This window comes from Streptomyces sp. NPDC050534 (genome assembly GCF_044457745.1).
Lineage (GTDB): Bacteria > Actinomycetota > Actinomycetes > Streptomycetales > Streptomycetaceae > Streptomyces.
The window spans coordinates 1-17,915 of sequence record NZ_JBITHF010000020.1 but is presented as its reverse complement, the minus strand read 5'-3'; the positions used below and the strand labels follow the sequence as shown (position 1 = coordinate 17,915).

14 protein-coding genes and 1 pseudogene are annotated in these 17,915 nt (G+C 70.3%); 10 read left to right on the top strand and 5 right to left on the bottom strand.

Going from position 1 to position 17,915, the window contains the following annotated elements; genetic code table 11:
- Positions 1 to 93: 93 nt before the first annotated feature.
- Complete coding sequence (locus ACIBN2_RS42785; RefSeq protein WP_399143059.1) at positions 94 to 1,041, top strand: bifunctional riboflavin kinase/FAD synthetase; 948 nt, start codon at positions 94 to 96, stop codon at positions 1,039 to 1,041.
- 68 nt (positions 1,042 to 1,109) lie between these two features.
- Here ACIBN2_RS42785 and ACIBN2_RS42780 read toward each other — a convergent pair whose 3' ends face one another.
- Both ACIBN2_RS42780 and ACIBN2_RS42775 read right to left on the bottom strand, forming a co-directional pair.
- Positions 1,110 to 3,878, bottom strand: a complete 2,769-nt coding sequence (locus ACIBN2_RS42780; RefSeq protein ID WP_399143220.1) for a MinD/ParA family protein — start codon at positions 3,876 to 3,878, stop codon at positions 1,110 to 1,112.
- Between the two features lie 603 nt (positions 3,879 to 4,481).
- Positions 4,482 to 4,610, bottom strand: a pseudogene (locus ACIBN2_RS42775) (SCO5717 family growth-regulating ATPase); the annotation flags it as partial.
- 472 nt (positions 4,611 to 5,082) lie between these two features.
- Between ACIBN2_RS42775 and ACIBN2_RS42770 the strand changes: the two are divergent.
- Positions 5,083 to 6,600, top strand: a complete 1,518-nt coding sequence (locus ACIBN2_RS42770) for a PQQ-binding-like beta-propeller repeat protein (protein ID WP_399143058.1) — start codon at positions 5,083 to 5,085, stop codon at positions 6,598 to 6,600.
- 63 nt (positions 6,601 to 6,663) lie between these two features.
- Here ACIBN2_RS42770 and ACIBN2_RS42765 read toward each other — a convergent pair whose 3' ends face one another.
- Positions 6,664 to 6,960, bottom strand: a complete 297-nt coding sequence (locus tag ACIBN2_RS42765) for a DUF397 domain-containing protein (RefSeq protein ID WP_399143056.1) — start codon at positions 6,958 to 6,960, stop codon at positions 6,664 to 6,666.
- A 317-nt stretch (positions 6,961 to 7,277) separates the two neighbouring features.
- Between ACIBN2_RS42765 and rpsO the strand changes: the two genes are divergently transcribed.
- The 5 genes from rpsO (at position 7,278) to ACIBN2_RS42740 (ending at position 12,744) form a co-directional block, all read left to right on the top strand.
- The gene (gene rpsO / locus ACIBN2_RS42760; protein ID WP_030945091.1) at positions 7,278 to 7,565 is read left to right on the top strand and encodes a 30S ribosomal protein S15; all 288 of its coding nucleotides are present in this window, start codon (positions 7,278 to 7,280) and stop codon (positions 7,563 to 7,565) included.
- A 329-nt stretch (positions 7,566 to 7,894) separates the two neighbouring features.
- Complete coding sequence (locus tag ACIBN2_RS42755) at positions 7,895 to 10,111, top strand: polyribonucleotide nucleotidyltransferase (RefSeq protein ID WP_399143054.1); 2,217 nt, start codon at positions 7,895 to 7,897, stop codon at positions 10,109 to 10,111.
- Positions 10,108 to 11,487 (top strand): M16 family metallopeptidase, encoded by a 1,380-nt coding sequence (locus ACIBN2_RS42750; RefSeq protein WP_399143052.1) that lies wholly within the window; start codon positions 10,108 to 10,110, stop codon positions 11,485 to 11,487. Before ACIBN2_RS42755 ends, ACIBN2_RS42750 begins: the two co-directional genes overlap by 4 nt.
- Positions 11,488 to 11,525: 38 nt before the next feature.
- Entirely contained in the window at positions 11,526 to 12,278 is a 753-nt protein-coding gene (gene dapB / locus ACIBN2_RS42745) for a 4-hydroxy-tetrahydrodipicolinate reductase (protein ID WP_399143050.1), read from the top strand.
- 13 nt (positions 12,279 to 12,291) lie between these two features.
- Positions 12,292 to 12,744 carry a hypothetical protein gene (locus tag ACIBN2_RS42740; protein WP_399143049.1) on the top strand — a complete coding sequence of 151 codons (453 nt, stop codon included), beginning with the start codon at positions 12,292 to 12,294 and terminating at the stop codon, positions 12,742 to 12,744.
- 87 nt (positions 12,745 to 12,831) lie between these two features.
- Here ACIBN2_RS42740 and ACIBN2_RS42735 read toward each other — a convergent pair whose 3' ends face one another.
- Both ACIBN2_RS42735 and ACIBN2_RS42730 read right to left on the bottom strand, forming a co-directional pair.
- Positions 12,832 to 13,386, bottom strand: coding sequence for a hypothetical protein (locus ACIBN2_RS42735; protein ID WP_399143047.1), 555 nt, complete (start codon positions 13,384 to 13,386; stop codon positions 12,832 to 12,834).
- 90 nt (positions 13,387 to 13,476) lie between these two features.
- Positions 13,477 to 13,713 (bottom strand): hypothetical protein, encoded by a 237-nt coding sequence (locus ACIBN2_RS42730; RefSeq protein ID WP_399143046.1) that lies wholly within the window; start codon positions 13,711 to 13,713, stop codon positions 13,477 to 13,479.
- Between the two features lie 202 nt (positions 13,714 to 13,915).
- On the opposite strand from ACIBN2_RS42730, the gene thyX reads away from it, so the two are divergent.
- The 3 genes from thyX (at position 13,916) to ACIBN2_RS42715 (ending at position 17,558) form a co-directional block, all read left to right on the top strand.
- A complete protein-coding gene (thyX, locus tag ACIBN2_RS42725; RefSeq protein ID WP_399143218.1) occupies positions 13,916 to 14,620 on the top strand; it encodes an FAD-dependent thymidylate synthase in 705 nt (234 codons plus the stop codon).
- 211 nt (positions 14,621 to 14,831) lie between these two features.
- The gene (gene dapA / locus ACIBN2_RS42720; protein ID WP_399143044.1) at positions 14,832 to 15,731 is read left to right on the top strand and encodes a 4-hydroxy-tetrahydrodipicolinate synthase; all 900 of its coding nucleotides are present in this window, start codon (positions 14,832 to 14,834) and stop codon (positions 15,729 to 15,731) included.
- 141 nt (positions 15,732 to 15,872) lie between these two features.
- Positions 15,873 to 17,558 carry a ribonuclease J gene (locus ACIBN2_RS42715; protein ID WP_399143042.1) on the top strand — a complete coding sequence of 562 codons (1,686 nt, stop codon included), beginning with the start codon at positions 15,873 to 15,875 and terminating at the stop codon, positions 17,556 to 17,558.
- The last annotated feature ends 357 nt before the right edge of the window (positions 17,559 to 17,915 follow it).

Here is a 17,915-nt window from a genome sequence, read left to right as displayed (position 1 = left end):
CATGCCGATGAGGGCGGTCCGCGCCCGGCATGGCACCCTTAGACCTGCGTAAGAGGTCGAAAGATACGGATACGGGTTCGAGGAGCGGTCACAGTGCAGCGCTGGCGTGGCATGGAGGACATCCCCGAGGACTGGGGGCGCAGCGTCGTCACCATCGGCTCCTACGACGGAGTCCACCGCGGTCACCAGCTGATCATCCGGCATGCCGTGGACCGCGCGCGCGAGCTGGGCGTTCCCTCCGTGGTCGTCACCTTCGACCCCCATCCCAGCGAGGTCGTCCGCCCCGGCAGCCACCCGCCGCTGCTCGCCCCGCACCACCGCCGCGCCGAGCTGATGGCCGGGCTGGGTGTGGACGCGGTGCTCATCCTCCCCTTCACCACCGAGTTCTCGAAGCTGTCGCCGGCCGACTTCGTGGTCAAGGTCCTGGTCGACAAGCTGCACGCCAAGGCGGTCGTCGAGGGCCCCAACTTCCGCTTCGGCCACAAGGCCGCGGGCAACGTCGAGTTCCTCGTCGAGCAGGGCAAGGTCTACGACTTCGACGTCGAGGTCGTAGACCTGTACGTCAGCGGCGAGGCGGGCGGCGGCGAACCCTTCTCCTCCACCCTGACCCGGCGCCTGGTCGCCGGGGGCGACGTCGAGGGCGCGGCGGAGATCCTGGGCCGTCCGCACCGTGTGGAGGGCGTGGTGGTGCGAGGCGCCCAGCGCGGCCGTGAACTGGGCTTCCCGACGGCCAACGTCGAGACGCTGCCCCACACCGCCATCCCCGCCGACGGCGTCTACGCCGGCTGGCTGCACGCCCAGGGCGAGTCGATGCCGGCCGCGATCTCCGTCGGCACCAACCCGCAGTTCGACGGCACCGAGCGCACGGTGGAGGCGTATGCCATCGACCGCGTCGGCCTTGACCTCTACGGCCTGCACGTGGCCGTCGACTTCCTCGCCTTCGTGCGCGGACAGGCGAAGTTCGAATCGCTGGAGGCCCTGCTCGAGCAGATGGGCGAGGACGTGAAGCGGTGCCGCGAACTGGTGGCGGCCGCGGAGTAGTTCCTTCTACGACGACGAAAGGGCGGCCGGTGCCCGTGGGCACCGGCCGCCCTTTCGTGTTTCACGGGCTACTGCTGCGGCGGGGGAGGGGCCTGCGGGTAGCCGTAGCCGGGCTGCTCGGGAGCTCCCGGCTGCGGCGGGTACGCCTGCCCGGGCTGGGCGGGCGGCTGCTGGACCGGCGGCTGTCCCGGCTGGGCGTAGGGCTGTCCCGGCTGTCCCGGCTGCTGCGGGTAGGGCTGCCCGCCCGGTTGCGGGTACGGCTGCGGGCCGGGCTGGGGCGGCTGGGGTGCCTGGGGGTACGGCCCCGGCTGACCCGGGGCCTGCTGCCCGGGAACCGGCTGACCGGGGGCGTACTGCTGGCCCGGCATCGGCGGGGCGGCGACCGGCGGCGGGTTGCCGTCGCTCGTCCACAGGCCGTGCATCTGCTGGTGCCGTACGAAGTCCTCGGCGACCATCGCCGCGAGGTTGAAGTACGCCTCCCGCACCTTGGGCCGCATCATGTCGAGGTCGACCTCGGCACCGGCGGCGAGGTGCTCGTCGAAGGGCACGACCACGACACCGCGGCAGCGCGTCTCGAAGTGGCCGACGATGTCCTCAACCTTGATCATCTTGCCGGTCTCGCGTACGCCGGAGATGACGGTGAGGGACCTCGACACCAGGTCGGCGTACCCGTGCGCGGACAGCCAGTCCAGCGTCGTAGAGGCGCTGCTCGCACCGTCCACGGACGGCGTCGAGATGATGATGAGCTGGTCGGCGAGGTCGAGCACACCGCGCATGGCGCTGTAGAGCAGGCCCGTGCCCGAGTCGGTGAGGATGACCGGATACTGCTTGCCGAGCACGTCGATCGCGCGCCGGTAGTCCTCGTCGTTGAACGTCGTGGAGACGGCCGGGTCGACGTCGTTGGCGATGATCTCGAGGCCGGACGGCGCCTGCGAGGTGAACCGGCGGATGTCCATGTACGAGTTGAGGTACGGGATCGCCTGGACGAGGTCACGGATCGTCGCCCCGGTCTCGCGGCGCACCCGGCGCCCGAGCGTGCCGGCGTCCGGGTTGGCGTCGATCGCGAGGATCTTGTCCTGCCGCTCCGTGGCGAGCGTGGAGCCGAGCGCGGTGGTGGTCGTGGTCTTGCCGACACCGCCCTTGAGGCTGATGACCGCGATCCGGTAGCAGGACAGCACGGGCGTCCGGATCAGCTCGAGCTTGCGGTTCCGCTCGGCCTCCTCCTTCTTCCCGCCGATCTTGAACCGGCTCGGCGCGGCCGCGGGCCGCCCGCTCTTCGCCTTCTGCTTCTTGTTGATCAGCCGGTCCGAGGACAGCTCCACGGCGGCGGTGTAACCCAGCGGTGCGGCACCGGGGTTGGTCACCTGCCGCTGGTCGTGCTGCATGGGCTGCGGCCAGGCGGCCCCGGCCCGCGGGTCCACGGGCTGCTGCGGGGTCTGCGGCTGCTGCGGTGCCTGCGGGGCTTGCGGCTGCTGCGGTGCCTGCGGGGCCTGCTGGTTCGGCTGGGGCTGTCCCTGCGGGGCGGCGCCGGGGTGGGCCGGGGGCTGCTGCGGGAAGCCGTATCCGCCGGGGGCGGGCGGAGCGGGCTGGGGGGCCTGTCCATGCGCCGGTGCATGAGGCTGCGGCGGCTGCGGGGGGAGGCCGGGCTGAGGTTGCGCCTGCGGTGCCGGGGGCTGCGGGAAGCCGTAACCGCCGTGCTGTGCTGGGGAGTTGGGGGTCGGCGGAGCAGTGGGCGCGGGGGCGCCCGGGTTCGGGAAGCCGTAACCGCCCTGCGCGTTCGGCGCGGGGGGCGGGGCTTCGCCGGGCTGCGGGAAGCCGTAGCCGCCCTGCGCGTTCGGCGCGGGGGGCGGGGCTTCGCCGGGCTGCGGGAAGCCGTAGCCACCCTGCGGGTTGGGCGCGGGGGCGGGCGGCTGGTTCCACGCCGCGGGCGCCGGCTGCGGGGCCTGGGGCTGGAAGTGCGGCTGCTGCGGCGGCTGTTGCTGCGGCGGCACGGACGGACCGCTCTGGCCGGCGCCCGCGGGCTGCTGCGCCGCGGGTACCGGGGGAGCCGCCTGCGGGGGCTGCTGCGGCGGCTGCGTCTGTGCGGGCCAGTGGGCGGCGGGAGCGGGCGCGGCGGGCTGGTACGACGGCGGCAACGGCGGGAGCCCGCCCTGCGGCGCCGGCGGGGGAGTCCAGACGGGCGGCGCGTCCTGCGGGACGTCGGCCGCGCTCGGGACGGCGTCCTGGGGCTCGGCGCTCTCAGGAGCCGCGTCCTGGGGCTCGCCGGCCTCGGGATCAGCGGTCTCGGAAGGCGCGTCCGCGGGCACGGCGTCGGAGGGCTCGGCACGCTCGGGCACCGCGTCCTCGACCACCATGTCGGCGGGCTCGGCCCCGGTCTCGGTTTCTGCCTCGGCTTCCGCCGGAGCTGCGTCGTCCGCCGCCGGAGCTGCCTCGTCCTCCTCCGGCACGCCGTCGTCCTCGGGCGTGGCCGCCGCGGGCTCCGCGACCTCCTCCTCGGAGGAGTCGTCCTCGGCTTCCGCCGGGGCATCGGAGGGCTCCGGGAGTTCGGCAACGTCGGACACGTCGGCCACGTCGTACGTGTCGGCCGAGCCGGACGTGTCGGCCGAGCCGAACTCGGCGCCGCCGTCGTTGCCTTCGCCGGACTCGACCTCCTCACCCTCGGCATCGGCCTCGGGAGACGCGGCCACGTCCGTGACCTCGTCGCCGTCACCCTCGGCCTCTTCGGGAGCCGTGCTCTCCGCGGCGGCCCCGCCCGGCTGCCACAGCTTGGCCTCCGCCTCGGCGGCGGCGGCGCGTTCCGCGATCTCCCGCTTCAGTGCGACGGAGGAGAACCGCATGGTGGCGCCGCTCTCCAGATCGCCGCTCCCGGGCTCCTCCCCGGGGGCGGAGCCAGCGGATTCCGCGGTAGGGGCAGCCTCCCGCTGAGGCTCGAACCCGCTCCCCACCGGAAGCCTGGGCACCGCCCCCGGCCCACCGCTCGGCCGCGTGGGTGGCGTGGGTGGCGTAGGGGGAGCGGGCGGCGCCGACGGCGCAGGAGGTGTGAACGGCGCGCCAGGCGCAGGCGCAGGCGGCGTAAAAGGCGCCCCCGGCGCGGGTGCCGCGGCGGGAGGCGTGAAGGGAGTCCCGGGCGCAGGTGCCGGCGGAGGCGGCGTGAACGGCGCTCCGGGAGCCGGCGCCGCCGGAGCCGGACCGTCGGACGCGGCCGGCTTCGGCAACGAGTGAGCCGGCGGAGTCAGCCCCGGCAGCGAGGAGAGCGAGAAGTCGGAGGGAGACCCCGGCGCGGACGGAGCCCCTGACGCGGCTCCGGGCCGTCCCGCGCCGTCACCGGGCGTACCACCCGACGCCGACGCCGTACCCCCGGACGCCGTACTCCCGGACGCCGTGCCCTCGGACGCATCGCCATCGCCACCGCCACCGCCCGCGCCCTCGGACGCGTTCTGCGTGTACCAAGCGGGCGGCGCGTAGTCGATGGTGAACTCGCCCGTCGTCTCGACGGCGGACTCCGCGTCGGGCTGGTCATCGCCGGGTGTGGCCCAGCCCCCGCGGATCCCGTCCCGATCGCTGCTCACAATTCCTCCTGGTGTGCTCGAGCACCCTCATGCCGTGCTGGGGCGACCCTTGCTTGTCGTCCTGTGTCGTTCTGAGGTCGTCCGATTCCACCGGCTTTCCCCCTGAGCCGCCGCCGCCTGGTCCATGGCTCCGGCGACGCGCACTCTCCCAGCCTAATCACCAGAAGCCTCATCCAGGCAGGCCCGCCCACCCATGAGCGACTGACCGCTGTGTCACAACCAGCGCAGAAGTGGCCTACGCAGCCCACGTATTGGTGAACAAATCGGGCGTTGTTCGTGAACTCCGCGCACACGACGTGAAGGAAAGCGGTCGCCCGCGATCCCTCGAACTGCCGTACCGCACAAGGCTCCTGACGCCCGCGGACCTCACCCGCCCGCGTACGAGATCACGCCGCCCGGCAAAATAGGGAGCCGCTTCCGTGACCACTTCGCAAAAACCTCCGTGACCGCTTCACAGAAAAAGGACCCCAGCGTGAGCTTCGGCCCGCCCCCCTCGATGTACACCCAGTCCGCCCTCAACGCGGGGACGCAGGAGAAGAGGCGCCGCCGGAAGTGGCTGCTGCTGCCGCTCGCGGCCGTCCTCGTCGCAGCGCTGGGCACGGGCGGGTGGCTCCTGTGGGGCGGTGACGGCGGTACGAAGACGGACCGGCCGGTCGCCACCGGCCAGGGGCGGCTGGACGTTCGGGAGACCGTCGAGCGGCGGCCCGCGAGCACCACCGGAAAGATGGCCTTCCGCTTTTCGGTGGACGACATGAGCCCGGGCGAGCACTACGAGATGCCCGGCATGTGGGCCACGGACAAGATCCTCGCCAAGGGCATCAACAAGACCGTCATCGGCCTGTCCATCGGCACCGACGCCTCCCCGGGCGACGAGAGGTGGAAGCTCCCCCTCGACGGCCCGATATGCGGCTACACCCGCCATGTGACGGGCGAGAACCGCACCGCCGTCCTCTTCCGCGCCAACGACCGGGGCGGCGCCTACTGCAACCACGTCGCCTTCTTCGACCTCGACGACGGCCGCGAGATCTGGGAGACCGACTTCCCCTACTCCAAGTACGGAGACGCGCAGGGCCTCGCGACGGGCGGCGACGACCAGGACACCCCGAGCGTGACCCTGGCGCACGGCACGGTCGCCGTCACCTGGGGCGGCGGCACCGACGGCTACAGCATGGACACCGGCCGGCGGCTGTGGCGCACGACGTCGGCCGGTCCCTGCCAGGACATGGGCGCCGCGGGCGGCGGCGCGCTGCTCGTCCGCCAGGAGTGCTGGCACGACAACGCCCCCGCCGACTCGACGGACGCCGTGACCTACAAGGCGCGCAAGATGGACCCGAGGACGGGCAGGGTCCTGTGGACCTACTCCGCCGCGAAGGGCATCCGGGACCTCGACATCCCGTCCGCGAAACCGGCCGTCCTCGCCGTCCAGGCCGGCCAGATCGGCATCTCGGAGATGCTCTCGCTCGACGACAGGGGCAGGAACCGCGCCACGATCCGCCTCCAGAGCGGCACCTACGTGGGCGAGTGCTCCTACGACGACTACCTCGCCATCGACGACTGCCCGACCATCGCGGTCGGCGACGGCCAGGTCTTCCTGCGCAGCAAGGAGTCGGGCGACAAGGCCAACTCCAACTGGATCATCGGCTTCGACCTGGCGACCGGGAACACCACCAAGAAGTTCGACTCGGGCACCGGCTCGCTGCTGTACCCCGTGCGGATGAGCGGAGGGCGGCTCCTCGCCCTGCGTCAGACCGACGACCACATCACGCCCTCGGCGCTGGTCGCCCTGGACCCGCGGACGGGCAGGGAGACGCCGTACTTCTACTACGAACTGCCGCAGGAGGCCGAGCTGATGACGATGACGGAGTACAACGACATCCTCGTCGAGGACGGGCGCCTCTTCTTCGGCGTCAAGAAGGTCGACGGCCCCGCCAAGGGCCGGCCCAGGTGGGTGTACCTCGTCCTCGGCATCGAGAGCAACGCGGCGAAGTAGGCGAGCGACGAGGGGCTGTGCGGTGCGCGACGGGACGGGGCCCCACCCCGTCGCGCACCGGAACTACGCGTCGGCCGCCCGGCCCCCGCTGTGCGGCGCGGACTCCAGGTCGAACTCGCCGTCCCGTGCGCCGAGGACGAAGGCACGCCACTCGGCCTCGGTGTAGCGCAGCACGGTGCCGGGGTCGAGCGAGGAGCGCATGGCCACGGCGCCGTCGGGGAGGTAGGCGATCTCGACCCGCTCCTCGTCCTCCTCGGTGCCGGGCGCGCTCTGCCACGTCACGCCGGAGATGTCCAGGGCGTACAGCTCGTCCCGCTCCCGCGCCTTGCGCGCCTTGATCTGCTCTTCCGTCTCCGCCATGCGCAGCGACCCCTTCCCTGCGTGCGCGTTCCCGGCGCACGCGAACGATCTGTGCGCTCACACTAGTGGGGGCGTCCGCGCGGCCTTCCGGCTTTCTCCCGGTTTCCTCCGGCTTCGCGGACCTGGGCAAAAGGGCCCCCGACTGCCTGGTACCCTGGCTGACGGCCGTTTGTGTACGCACCCCCGGAGCCATCGCAGAGATCTGCAGGTTCTGGAGGCCGCGCCCAGCGGATCCCCGCCTCCCGAGTTACGGAAGCTCCCCCGAGACAAAGACCGGGGGCACTCGAAGGCCGTCACGAAGACCACGAGGAGTACGAGTGTCGCTCGACGCCGCTACGAAGAAGCAGATCATCACCGAGTTCGGCCAGAAGGAGGGCGACACCGGCTCCCCCGAGGTCCAGGTCGCCATGCTCTCGCGCCGGATCTCGGACCTGACCGAGCACCTCAAGACCCACAAGCACGACCACCACTCCCGCCGTGGTCTGCTGATCCTGGTCGGTCAGCGCCGTCGCCTGCTGCAGTACCTGGCCAAGAAGGACATCCAGCGCTTCCGTGCGCTGGTCGACCGCCTGGGCATCCGCCGCGGTGCGGCGGGCGCCAAGTAAGACGCCGTGAAGGGAGCGGTTCCCGCGGGTGTGGGGACCGCTCCCTTTGCCGTACGTATGGAAACGTGCGGAGTGTCACTCCCGCTTTGTAGTGTGGAAGCACAACGCAATACGTACGACACAGCGTGATGTGCCGTGCCCACAGGGGCAGGCATCACGAGAAACAACGAGGAGAAGCGCTGCCTCGCCGCCGCCGGTCCTCGGTAGTGGCCCCCGGGCGAGCCCCGGGTGCTTCGATCGAAGACCGGCCCGCACCAGAAGGAGCGCTTCTCCGCAACCGTCCCCCCGCCACACGGGCGAGGAGGGACGAAGACGAGGAGAAAACGCTAGTGGAGAACGAGACCCACTACGCCGAGGCCGTCATCGACAACGGTTCCTTCGGCACCCGCACCATCCGCTTCGAGACGGGCCGCCTGGCCAAGCAGGCCGCCGGCTCCGCCGTGGCGTACCTGGACGACGACACCATGGTGCTGTCGGCCACCACCGCCTCCAAGAACCCCAAGGACCAGCTCGACTTCTTCCCGCTGACGGTGGACGTCGAGGAGCGGATGTACGCCGCCGGCAAGATCCCCGGCAGCTTCTTCCGCCGTGAGGGCCGTCCCTCCGAGGACGCCATCCTCACCTGCCGTCTGATCGACCGCCCGCTGCGCCCGTCCTTCAAGAAGGGCCTGCGCAACGAGATCCAGGTCGTCTGCACGATCATGGCCCTCAACCCCGACCACCTGTACGACGTCGTGGCGATCAACGCCGCCTCCGCGTCCACGCAGCTGGCCGGTCTGCCCTTCTCCGGCCCGATCGGCGGCGTCCGCGTCGCGCTGATCAACGGCCAGTGGGTGGCCTTCCCGACGCACACCGAGCTCGAGGACGCCGTCTTCGACATGGTCGTCGCGGGCCGCACCCTGGAGGACGGCGACGTCGCGATCATGATGGTCGAGGCCGAGGCCACCGACAAGACCATCCAGCTGGTCAAGGGCGGCGCCGAGGCCCCCACCGAGGAGGTCGTCGCCGCCGGTCTCGAGGCCGCGAAGCCCTTCATCAAGGTGCTGTGTAAGGCGCAGTCCGACCTCGCCGCCAAGGCCGCCAAGCCGGTCGGCGAGTTCCCGATCTTCCTGGACTACCAGGACGACGTCCTCGAGGCCCTCACCGCCGCCGTCAAGCCGGAGCTCGCCTCCGCGCTGACCATCGCCGGCAAGCAGGAGCGCGAGGCCGAGCTGGACCGCGTCAAGGCGCTCGCCGCCGAGAAGCTCCTGCCGGAGTTCGAGGGCCGCGAGAAGGAGATCTCCGCCGCGTACCGCTCCCTGACCAAGCAGCTCGTCCGCGAGCGCGTGATCAAGGAGAAGAAGCGCATCGACGGTCGTGGCGTCACGGACATCCGTACGCTCGCCGCCGAGGTCGAGGCCATCCCGCGGGTGCACGGTTCCGCGGTGTTCGAGCGTGGCGAGACCCAGATCCTGGGCGTCACCACCCTCAACATGCTCCGCATGGAGCAGCAGCTGGACACCCTCTCCCCGGTGACCCGCAAGCGCTACATGCACAACTACAACTTCCCGCCGTACTCCACCGGTGAGACCGGCCGCGTCGGCTCCCCGAAGCGCCGCGAGATCGGCCACGGCGCCCTCGCCGAGCGCGCCCTCGTGCCGGTCCTGCCGACGCGCGAGGACTTCCCGTACGCGATCCGCCAGGTCTCCGAGGCGCTGAGCTCCAACGGCTCGACGTCCATGGGCTCGGTCTGCGCCTCCACCATGTCGCTGCTGAACGCCGGTGTGCCGCTGAAGGCCCCGGTCGCCGGTATCGCCATGGGCCTGATCTCCCAGGAGATCGAGGGCGAGACGCACTACGTCACCCTCACCGACATCCTCGGTGCGGAGGACGCCTTCGGCGACATGGACTTCAAGGTCGCCGGCACCAAGGAGTTCGTGACCGCCCTCCAGCTCGACACCAAGCTGGACGGCATCCCGGCCTCCGTCCTGGCCGCCGCCCTGAAGCAGGCCCGCGACGCCCGCCTCCACATCCTCGACGTGATGATGGAAGCGATCGACACGCCGGACGAGATGTCCCCGAACGCGCCGCGGATCATCACGGTCAAGATCCCGGTCGACAAGATCGGCGAGGTCATCGGCCCCAAGGGCAAGATGATCAACCAGATCCAGGAGGACACCGGCGCCGAGATCACGATCGAGGACGACGGCACCATCTACATCGGTGCCGCCGACGGCCCGGCCGCCGAGGCCGCCCGTACGACGATCAACGGCATCGCCAACCCGACCATGCCGGAGGTCGGCGAGCGCTACCTGGGCACGGTCGTGAAGACGACCACCTTCGGTGCGTTCGTGTCGCTGCTCCCGGGCAAGGACGGTCTGCTGCACATCTCGCAGATCCGCAAGCTCGCCGGCGGCAAGCGCGTGGAGAACGTCGAGGACGTCCTCGGTGTGGGCCACAAGGTCCAGGTCGAGATCGCCGAGATCGACTCCCGCGGCAAGCTCTCCCTGATCCCGGTCATCGAGGGCGAAGAAGGCGACGAGAAGAAGGACGACGGCGACAAGTGACGTCCCGTGGCTTCAAGGCGACGGCCCGCACCTCTTCGGAGGCGCGGGCCGTCGCCCGTACCCAAACCCTCATCAAGGGCGAGAACGGCATCGGCACGGTCCGCAAGACCACCCTCCCGGGCGGCCTGCGCATCGTCACCGAGACCCTGCCCTCGGTCCGCTCCGCGACCTTCGGCATCTGGGCGCACGTCGGCTCCCGTGACGAGACCCCCGCCCTGAACGGCGCCACGCACTACCTGGAGCACCTGCTCTTCAAGGGCACCGGTCGCAGGTCCGCGCTGGACATCTCCGCCGCCGTCGACGCGGTGGGCGGCGAGATGAACGCGTTCACGGCGAAGGAGTACACGTGCTACTACGCGCGCGTGCTCGACACCGACCTGCCGCTCGCCATAGACGTCGTCTGCGACATGCTGACGGGCTCGCTCATCCTCGAAGAGGACGTCAACGTCGAGCGGGGCGCGATCCTCGAAGAGATCGCCATGACCGAGGACGACCCCGGCGACTGCGTGCACGACCTGTTCGCGCACACGATGTTCGGCGACAACGCCCTCGGCCGCCCGGTCCTCGGCACCGTCGACACGGTCAACGCCCTCACCGCGGAACGCATCCGCCGCTTCTACCGGAAGCACTACGACCCGACCCACCTGGTCGTGGCCGCCGCGGGCAACATCGACCACGGCAAGGTCGTACGGCAGGTCCGTGCCGCCTTCGAGAAGGCGGGCGCCCTGGGCGACGCCGGGGCCACCCCCATCGCCCCGCGCGACGGCCGCCGCTCCATCCGCACCTCGGGCCGCGTCGAACTGCTCGGCCGCAAGACCGAACAGGCGCACGTCGTCCTCGGCATGCCCGGCCTGGCCCGCACGGACGACCGCCGCTGGGCCCTCGGCGTGCTGAACACCGCCCTCGGCGGCGGCATGTCCTCCCGCCTGTTCCAGGAGGTCCGCGAGAAGCGCGGCCTGGCCTACAGCGTGTACTCGTACACCTCCGGCTTCGCCGACTGCGGCCTGTTCGGCGTCTACGCCGGCTGCCGGCCCTCGCAGGTCCACGACGTGCTGAAGATCTGCCGCGACGAGCTCGACCACGTCGCCGAGCACGGTCTGACCGACGAGGAGATCGGCCGCGCCATCGGCCAGCTCCGGGGCTCCACGGTCCTGGGCCTTGAGGACACCGGCGCGCTGATGAACCGTATCGGCAAGAGCGAGCTGTGCTGGGGCGAGCAGATGTCCGTCGACGACATGCTGACCCGGATAGCGTCGGTCACCCCGGACGACGTCCGCGCGGTCGCCCGCGACATCCTGGGACAGCGGCCCTCCCTGTCGGTCATCGGCCCGCTCAAGGACAAGCAGGCGTCCCGTCTGCACGACGCCGTCGCCTGACATCCGTCGTCGGTAACTCCCGTAAGGAAGCAAGAGACATGAGCAAGCTGCGCGTGGCGGTCCTCGGTGCGAAGGGACGCATCGGCTCCGAGGCGGTACGGGCCGTCGAGGCGGCCGAGGACATGGAGCTGGTGGCCGCCCTCGGCCGGGGCGACCAGCTGGGGACGCTCGCGGAGACCGGCGCGCAGGTGGTCGTCGAGCTGACCACCCCCGACTCGGTGATGGCCAACCTCGAATACTGCGTGGGCCACGGCATCCACGCGGTCGTCGGTACGACGGGCTGGACCGACGAGCGCCTCACGCAGCTGCGGGACCGGCTGTCCGCCTCCCCGGAGACCGGTGTGCTGATCGCGCCCAACTTCTCCATCGGCGCCGTCCTCACCATGAAGTTCGCGCAGATCGCCGCGCCCTACTTCGAGTCCGTCGAGGTCGTCGAGCTGCACCACCCGAAGAAGGTGGACGCCCCCTCCGGCACCGCCACGCGCACGGCCCAGCTCATCGCCGAGGCCCGCAGGAAGGCCGGTTCGGCGCCCGCGCCGGACGCCACCGAGACGGCCCTGGACGGCGCGCGCGGCGCGAACGTCGACGGCGTCCCGGTGCACGCCGTCCGCCTGCGCGGGCTCCTCGCCCACCAGGAGGTCCTGCTCGGCGGCGAGGGCGAGACGCTGACGATCCGCCACGACTCCCTGCACCACAGCAGCTTCATGCCGGGCATCCTGCTCGGCGCCCGCCGCGTGGTGACGACCCCGGGCCTGACCTTCGGCCTGGAACACTTCCTGGACCTGGGCTGAGCGACCGACCGTCATGCGCGCGAAGATCTCCTACGTCATCACGGCCGCCGTCCTGGTCTTCTACTTCGTCCTGGTCGGCAGCCGCGGCGTCCTGCTCATCCAGACCGGCACGCTGCTGACCGTCACCTTCGGCGTGGCGGTGCTGATCCTGCCGGTGATCGGCCTGTGGTTCCTGTGGAAGAACACCCAGTTCGTCCGCAAGGCCAACGCCCTCGCCGCCGAACTCGACGCCGAGGGTGGCCTGCCCGTCGACGAGCTCGAGCGCACACCCTCCGGCCGTATCGACCGTGACTCGGCCGACCAGGTGTTCGCCAAGCGCAAGGCCGAGACGGAGTCGGCCCCCGACGACTGGCGCAGCTGGTTCCGGCTCGCGGTCGCCTACCACGACGCCCGCGACACCCCGCGGGCCCGCAAGGCGATGCAGCGGGCCATCGCGCTGCACGACGGCAAGCCGGCCGGAGCCTGACCCCTCGTAGGGCTTCTCGTACGTCGAAGGGGCCGGTCCGCGCTGTCGCGGACCGGCCCCTTCGACGTGACCGTCGTGCGCGCCGGGTCAGTGCCGCCCGTTCTCCGCCGCCCACGCCTCGATCATGTCCGCCGCCCGGTCGAACGACCCGTGCCGCGCCAGGAAGTCGGCGTTGTGCGTGGTCATCAGCATCAAGGTGTCCTGCTCGGTACGGCCCTTGCGGACGAGGATCAGCGCCTGACCCTGCACCGTGCGCGGCAGTCCGAGCCAGCGCACCGGCTGCTGCACCGTCCGCACGGCGCCGACCCGGTCCCAGGGCGTCGTACGGGTGCCGAAGAAGCTCACATGGCGCAGCCCGCGCGTACTCACCCACGCGCCCACACGAAGCAGCCGCAGCGCACCCACGATGACGGCCAGCGCGATGCCGAAGACCACGGCGGCCTCGGCGGCGGACGCGGTGAACGCGATGATGACCGCGGCGAACAGCACGAACGAGGCGAGCAGGAGCCACAGCGCGGCGGCGCCCACGCGCCACGGGCCGGGCCGGTAGGGCCGCTGCCAGCGGTCGCGGTCGTGGTGCGGCAGCGCGAGATCGTCGGCTGTGTCGAAAGCTCGGTCGGCCGTCAGGAAGGGCAGGGGCACGGCTGGTCCTCACTCGTTCCATACGTAGGCAGTGCCCGGTGAGGTTATCCGGCTGTGTCCCAGCTCACCAGCCTTGGGGGGCCGATGGAGTCAGCGCCCTTGGGAGGCCTGTGACTGCTGGGCCGGTGCGTGGGTGTCGGTGGACAGCGCCGGCATACCGAGGACCAGCGCGCCCACGAGCCCGGCGAGGATGGTCAGCCCCAGCAGCGAGCGCGCGGCCATCTGACCGAAGGACGCCCGCTCACGGGGCGGTGGAGCGACATTGCCGCGGAACCTGTCGGCCTCGGCGACGAAGGCGAACGGGACGGGCTCACGACGACGGAACATGGACGCTACGTCTCCCTTCGGGGATCGAACGAACGACTGTCATTTACACAGACGGTCGAGAGCCCCAAAAGGTGCCGCATTTCCGACAAGTCACAGAGTTGAGGTACTGCCTCGGTGGTGGAGGGCTCCCCGTAAAGTGGGCGCGAACCCAAGACGTGATGGAAGGACCCTCGTGACCTCCGGCGACGCCCCCAAGCCGTTCATGCGCAGTGATGTCACCGTCGAGCTGGTGAAATCCAGCGCATCGGACGCCGACGTCCTCTTCGCTGCCCGCGTTTCGACCCTTGGCGAGCAGTCCCTCGAGGAGCTCAAGAAGGACCCCGAGCGCTCCAAGGGGCTGATCAACTATCTGATGCGCGACCGGCACGGCAGCCCGTTCGAGCACAACTCGATGACCTTCTTCATCAGCGCCCCGATCTTCGTCTTCCGCGAGTTCATGCGGCACCGCGTGGGCTGGTCGTACAACGAGGAGTCGGGCCGCTACCGGGAGCTCGAGCCGGTCTTCTACGTCCCCGGCGAGTCGCGCAAGCTCGTGCAGGAAGGCCGCCCGGGCAAGTACGTCTTCGTCGAGGGCACGCCGGCACAACAGGCCTCGGTCTCAAGCGTGCTGGCGGAGACCTACGAGCAGGCGTACACGGCCTACCAGAAGCTCCTCGCGGAGGGCGTCGCCCGCGAGGTCGCCCGCGCGGTCCTGCCGGTGGGCCTGTTCTCCTCGATGTACGCCACGTGCAACGCCCGCTCGCTGATGCACTTCCTCGGCCTGCGCACCCAGCACGAGCTGGCGAAGGTCCCCTCCTTCCCGCAGCGCGAGATCGAGATGGTCGGCGAGAAGATGGAGGCCGAGTGGGCCAGGCTCATGCCCCTCACGTACGCCGCCTTCAACGCGAACGGCCGTGTGGCGCCGTAGCAAATCCCATCCCCCCGACAGGGCACAGACGTACGGGTCAGTCTGGCGAAGTGTCCGTATTGCGGCATTTGGAGAAGTTCATCTAGCCTGATCAAACGGACCCGGTACTGCTTGAACCCCCGAGCAGGCAGTACCGGGCTCCGCATTTGTCCTGACTTATCCCGTACCCCTAGGGCAGACCGCACACGGAGCAGCGAGTAGCGTGTTACCCATGGCTCCGACCTCGACTCCGCAGACCCCCTTCGGGAGGGTCCTCACCGCCATGGTCACGCCCTTCACGGCGGACGGCGCACTCGACCTCGACGGCGCACAGCGGCTCGCCACCCACCTGGTGGACGCAGGCAACGACGGCCTGATCATCAACGGCACCACCGGTGAGTCCCCGACCACCAGCGACGCGGAGAAAACGGATCTCGTACGGGCGGTCCTCGAGGCGGTCGGCGACCGGGCCCACGTGGTCGCCGGCGTCGGCACCAACGACACCCACCACAGCGTCGAGCTGGCCCGGGCCGCCGAGAGGGTCGGCGCGCACGGCCTCCTCGTCGTCACGCCGTACTACAACAAGCCCCCGCAGGAGGGCCTGTACCGGCACTTCACGGCCGTCGCCGACGCCGCCGAGCTGCCGGTCATGCTCTACGACATCCCCGGCCGCAGCGGCGTCCCGATCAACACCGAGACGCTCGTCCGGCTCGCCGAGCACCCGCGCATCGTCGCCAACAAGGACGCCAAGGGCGACCTCGGCCGCTCCAGCTGGGCCATCGCACGCTCCGCCCTCGCCTGGTACTCCGGCGACGACATGCTGAACCTGCCGCTGCTCTCCGTGGGCGCCGTCGGCTTCGTCTCGGTCGTCGGACACGTCGTCACGCCCGACCTGCGCGCCCTGGTCGACGCGTTCGTCTCGGGCGACGTACAGAAGGCCACCGAGATCCACCAGAAGCTGCTCCCGGTCTACACGGGCATGTTCCGCACCCAGGGCGTCATGACGACCAAGGCCGCCCTCGCCCTCCAGGGCCTGCCCGCGGGACCCCTGCGCGCACCCATGGTCGAGTGCACGCTCGAGGAGATTGCACAGCTCAAGATCGATCTTGCCGCCGGCGGGGTACAGCTCTGACAACAGACTTGGCACCACAGGCTTCACAACTGAATAGGCGGGCCACCGGTGCCTGCACCCCACAACGACAACTGCTCATGCACGAACGTCACGCGCGCCACGTGCCCACCGGTACGTGGCGCGCGTGGTGAGGAGAGTCTTTTGAGTCATCCGCATCCTGAACTCGGCTCGCCGCCGCCGCTCCCCGAAGGCGGCCTGCGGGTCACCCCGCTCGGCGGACTCGGCGAGATCGGCCGAAACATGACGGTCTTCGAATACGGCGGCCGTCTTCTGATCGTCGACTGCGGCGTTCTGTTCCCCGAGGAGGAGCAGCCCGGAATCGACCTGATCCTCCCGGACTTCTCGTCGATCCGGGACCGTCTCGACGACATCGACGGCATCGTCCTCACGCACGGCCACGAGGACCACATCGGCGGTGTCCCCTTCCTGCTCCGCGAGAAGCCCGACATCCCGCTGATCGGCTCCAAGCTGACCCTCGCCCTCATCGAGGCGAAGCTCCAGGAGCACCGCATCCGCCCCTACACCCTGGAGGTGGCCGAGGGACACCGCGAGCGCGTCGGCCCCTTCGACTGCGAGTTCATCGCGGTCAACCACTCGATCCCGGACGCCCTCGCCGTGGCCATCCGCACACCGGCCGGCATGGCGGTGCACACCGGCGACTTCAAGATGGACCAGCTCCCGCTGGACCACCGCCTCACGGATCTGCACGCGTTCGCGCGACTGAGCGAGGAGGGCATCGACCTGCTCCTCGCCGACTCGACCAACGCCGAGGTCCCGGGCTTCGTCCCGCCCGAGCGCGAGATCTCCAACGTCCTGCGTCAGGTCTTCGCGAACGCCCGCAAGCGGATCATCGTGGCGAGCTTCGCCAGCCACGTCCACCGCATCCAGCAGATCCTGGACGCGGCCCACGAGTACGGCCGGCGGGTCGCCTTCGTCGGCCGCTCGATGGTCCGCAACATGGGCATCGCCCGGGACCTGGGCTATCTGAAGGTCCCGCCGGGCCTCGTGGTCGACGTCAAGACGCTCGACGACCTCCCCGACCACGAGGTGGTCCTGGTCTGCACGGGTTCCCAGGGCGAACCGATGGCGGCCCTGTCCCGGATGGCCAACCGCGATCACCAGATCCGGATCGTCGACGGCGACACGGTCATCCTGGCCTCGTCGCTCATCCCGGGCAACGAGAACGCGGTCTACCGCGTGATCAACGGCCTGACCCGCTGGGGTGCCAACGTCATCCACAAGGGCAACGCCAAGGTCCACGTCTCGGGCCACGCCTCGGCGGGCGAGCTCCTGTACTTCTACAACATCTGCCGGCCGAAGAACCTGATGCCGGTGCACGGCGAATGGCGCCATCTGCGGGCCAACGCCGAACTGGGAGCCCTCACCGGCGTCCCGCACGACCGCATCGTCATCGCCGAGGACGGCGTGGTCGTCGACCTCGTCGAGGGCAAGGCGAAGATCTCGGGCAAGGTCCAGGCGGGCTACGTCTACGTCGACGGACTCTCGGTCGGTGACGTCGGCGAGCCGGCCCTGAAGGACCGCAAGATCCTCGGCGACGAGGGCATCATCTCGGTCTTCGTGGTCATGGACTCGTCCACGGGCAAGATCACGGGCGGCCCGCACGTCCAGGCCCGCGGCTCGGGAATCGAGGACTCGGCCTTCACCGCCGTGATCCCGAAGGTCACCGAGGTCCTCGAACGCTCCGCGCAGGACGGCGTGGTGGAGCCCCATCAGCTGCAGCAACTCATCCGCCGCACGCTGGGCAAGTGGGTCTCCGACACGTATCGCCGCAGGCCGATGATCCTGCCGGTGGTCGTGGAGGTCTGACCGACACTCGACGCCACGGACGCGTCAACTGGCAGCGGGGCGCCTCGATTTGCATCGGGGCGCCCCGCTCCAGTACGTTTACGGCTCCGCCCGATCGGGAACCCGGACGCTTCGTGCGCCGGAACCAGTCCCCGAGCGGGGCGGGAAATCCGACTCAGAATCTCTGATAAAGTCGGATCCGCCGGAAAGGGAAACGCGAAAGCGGGAACCTGGAAAGCGCCGAGGAAATCGGATACGGAAACGGTCTGATAGAGTCGGGAAAGCAAGACCGAAGGGAAGCGCCCGGAGGAAAGCCCGAGAGGGTGAGTACGAAGGAAGCGTCCGTTCCTTGAGAACTCAACAGCGTGCCAAAAGTCA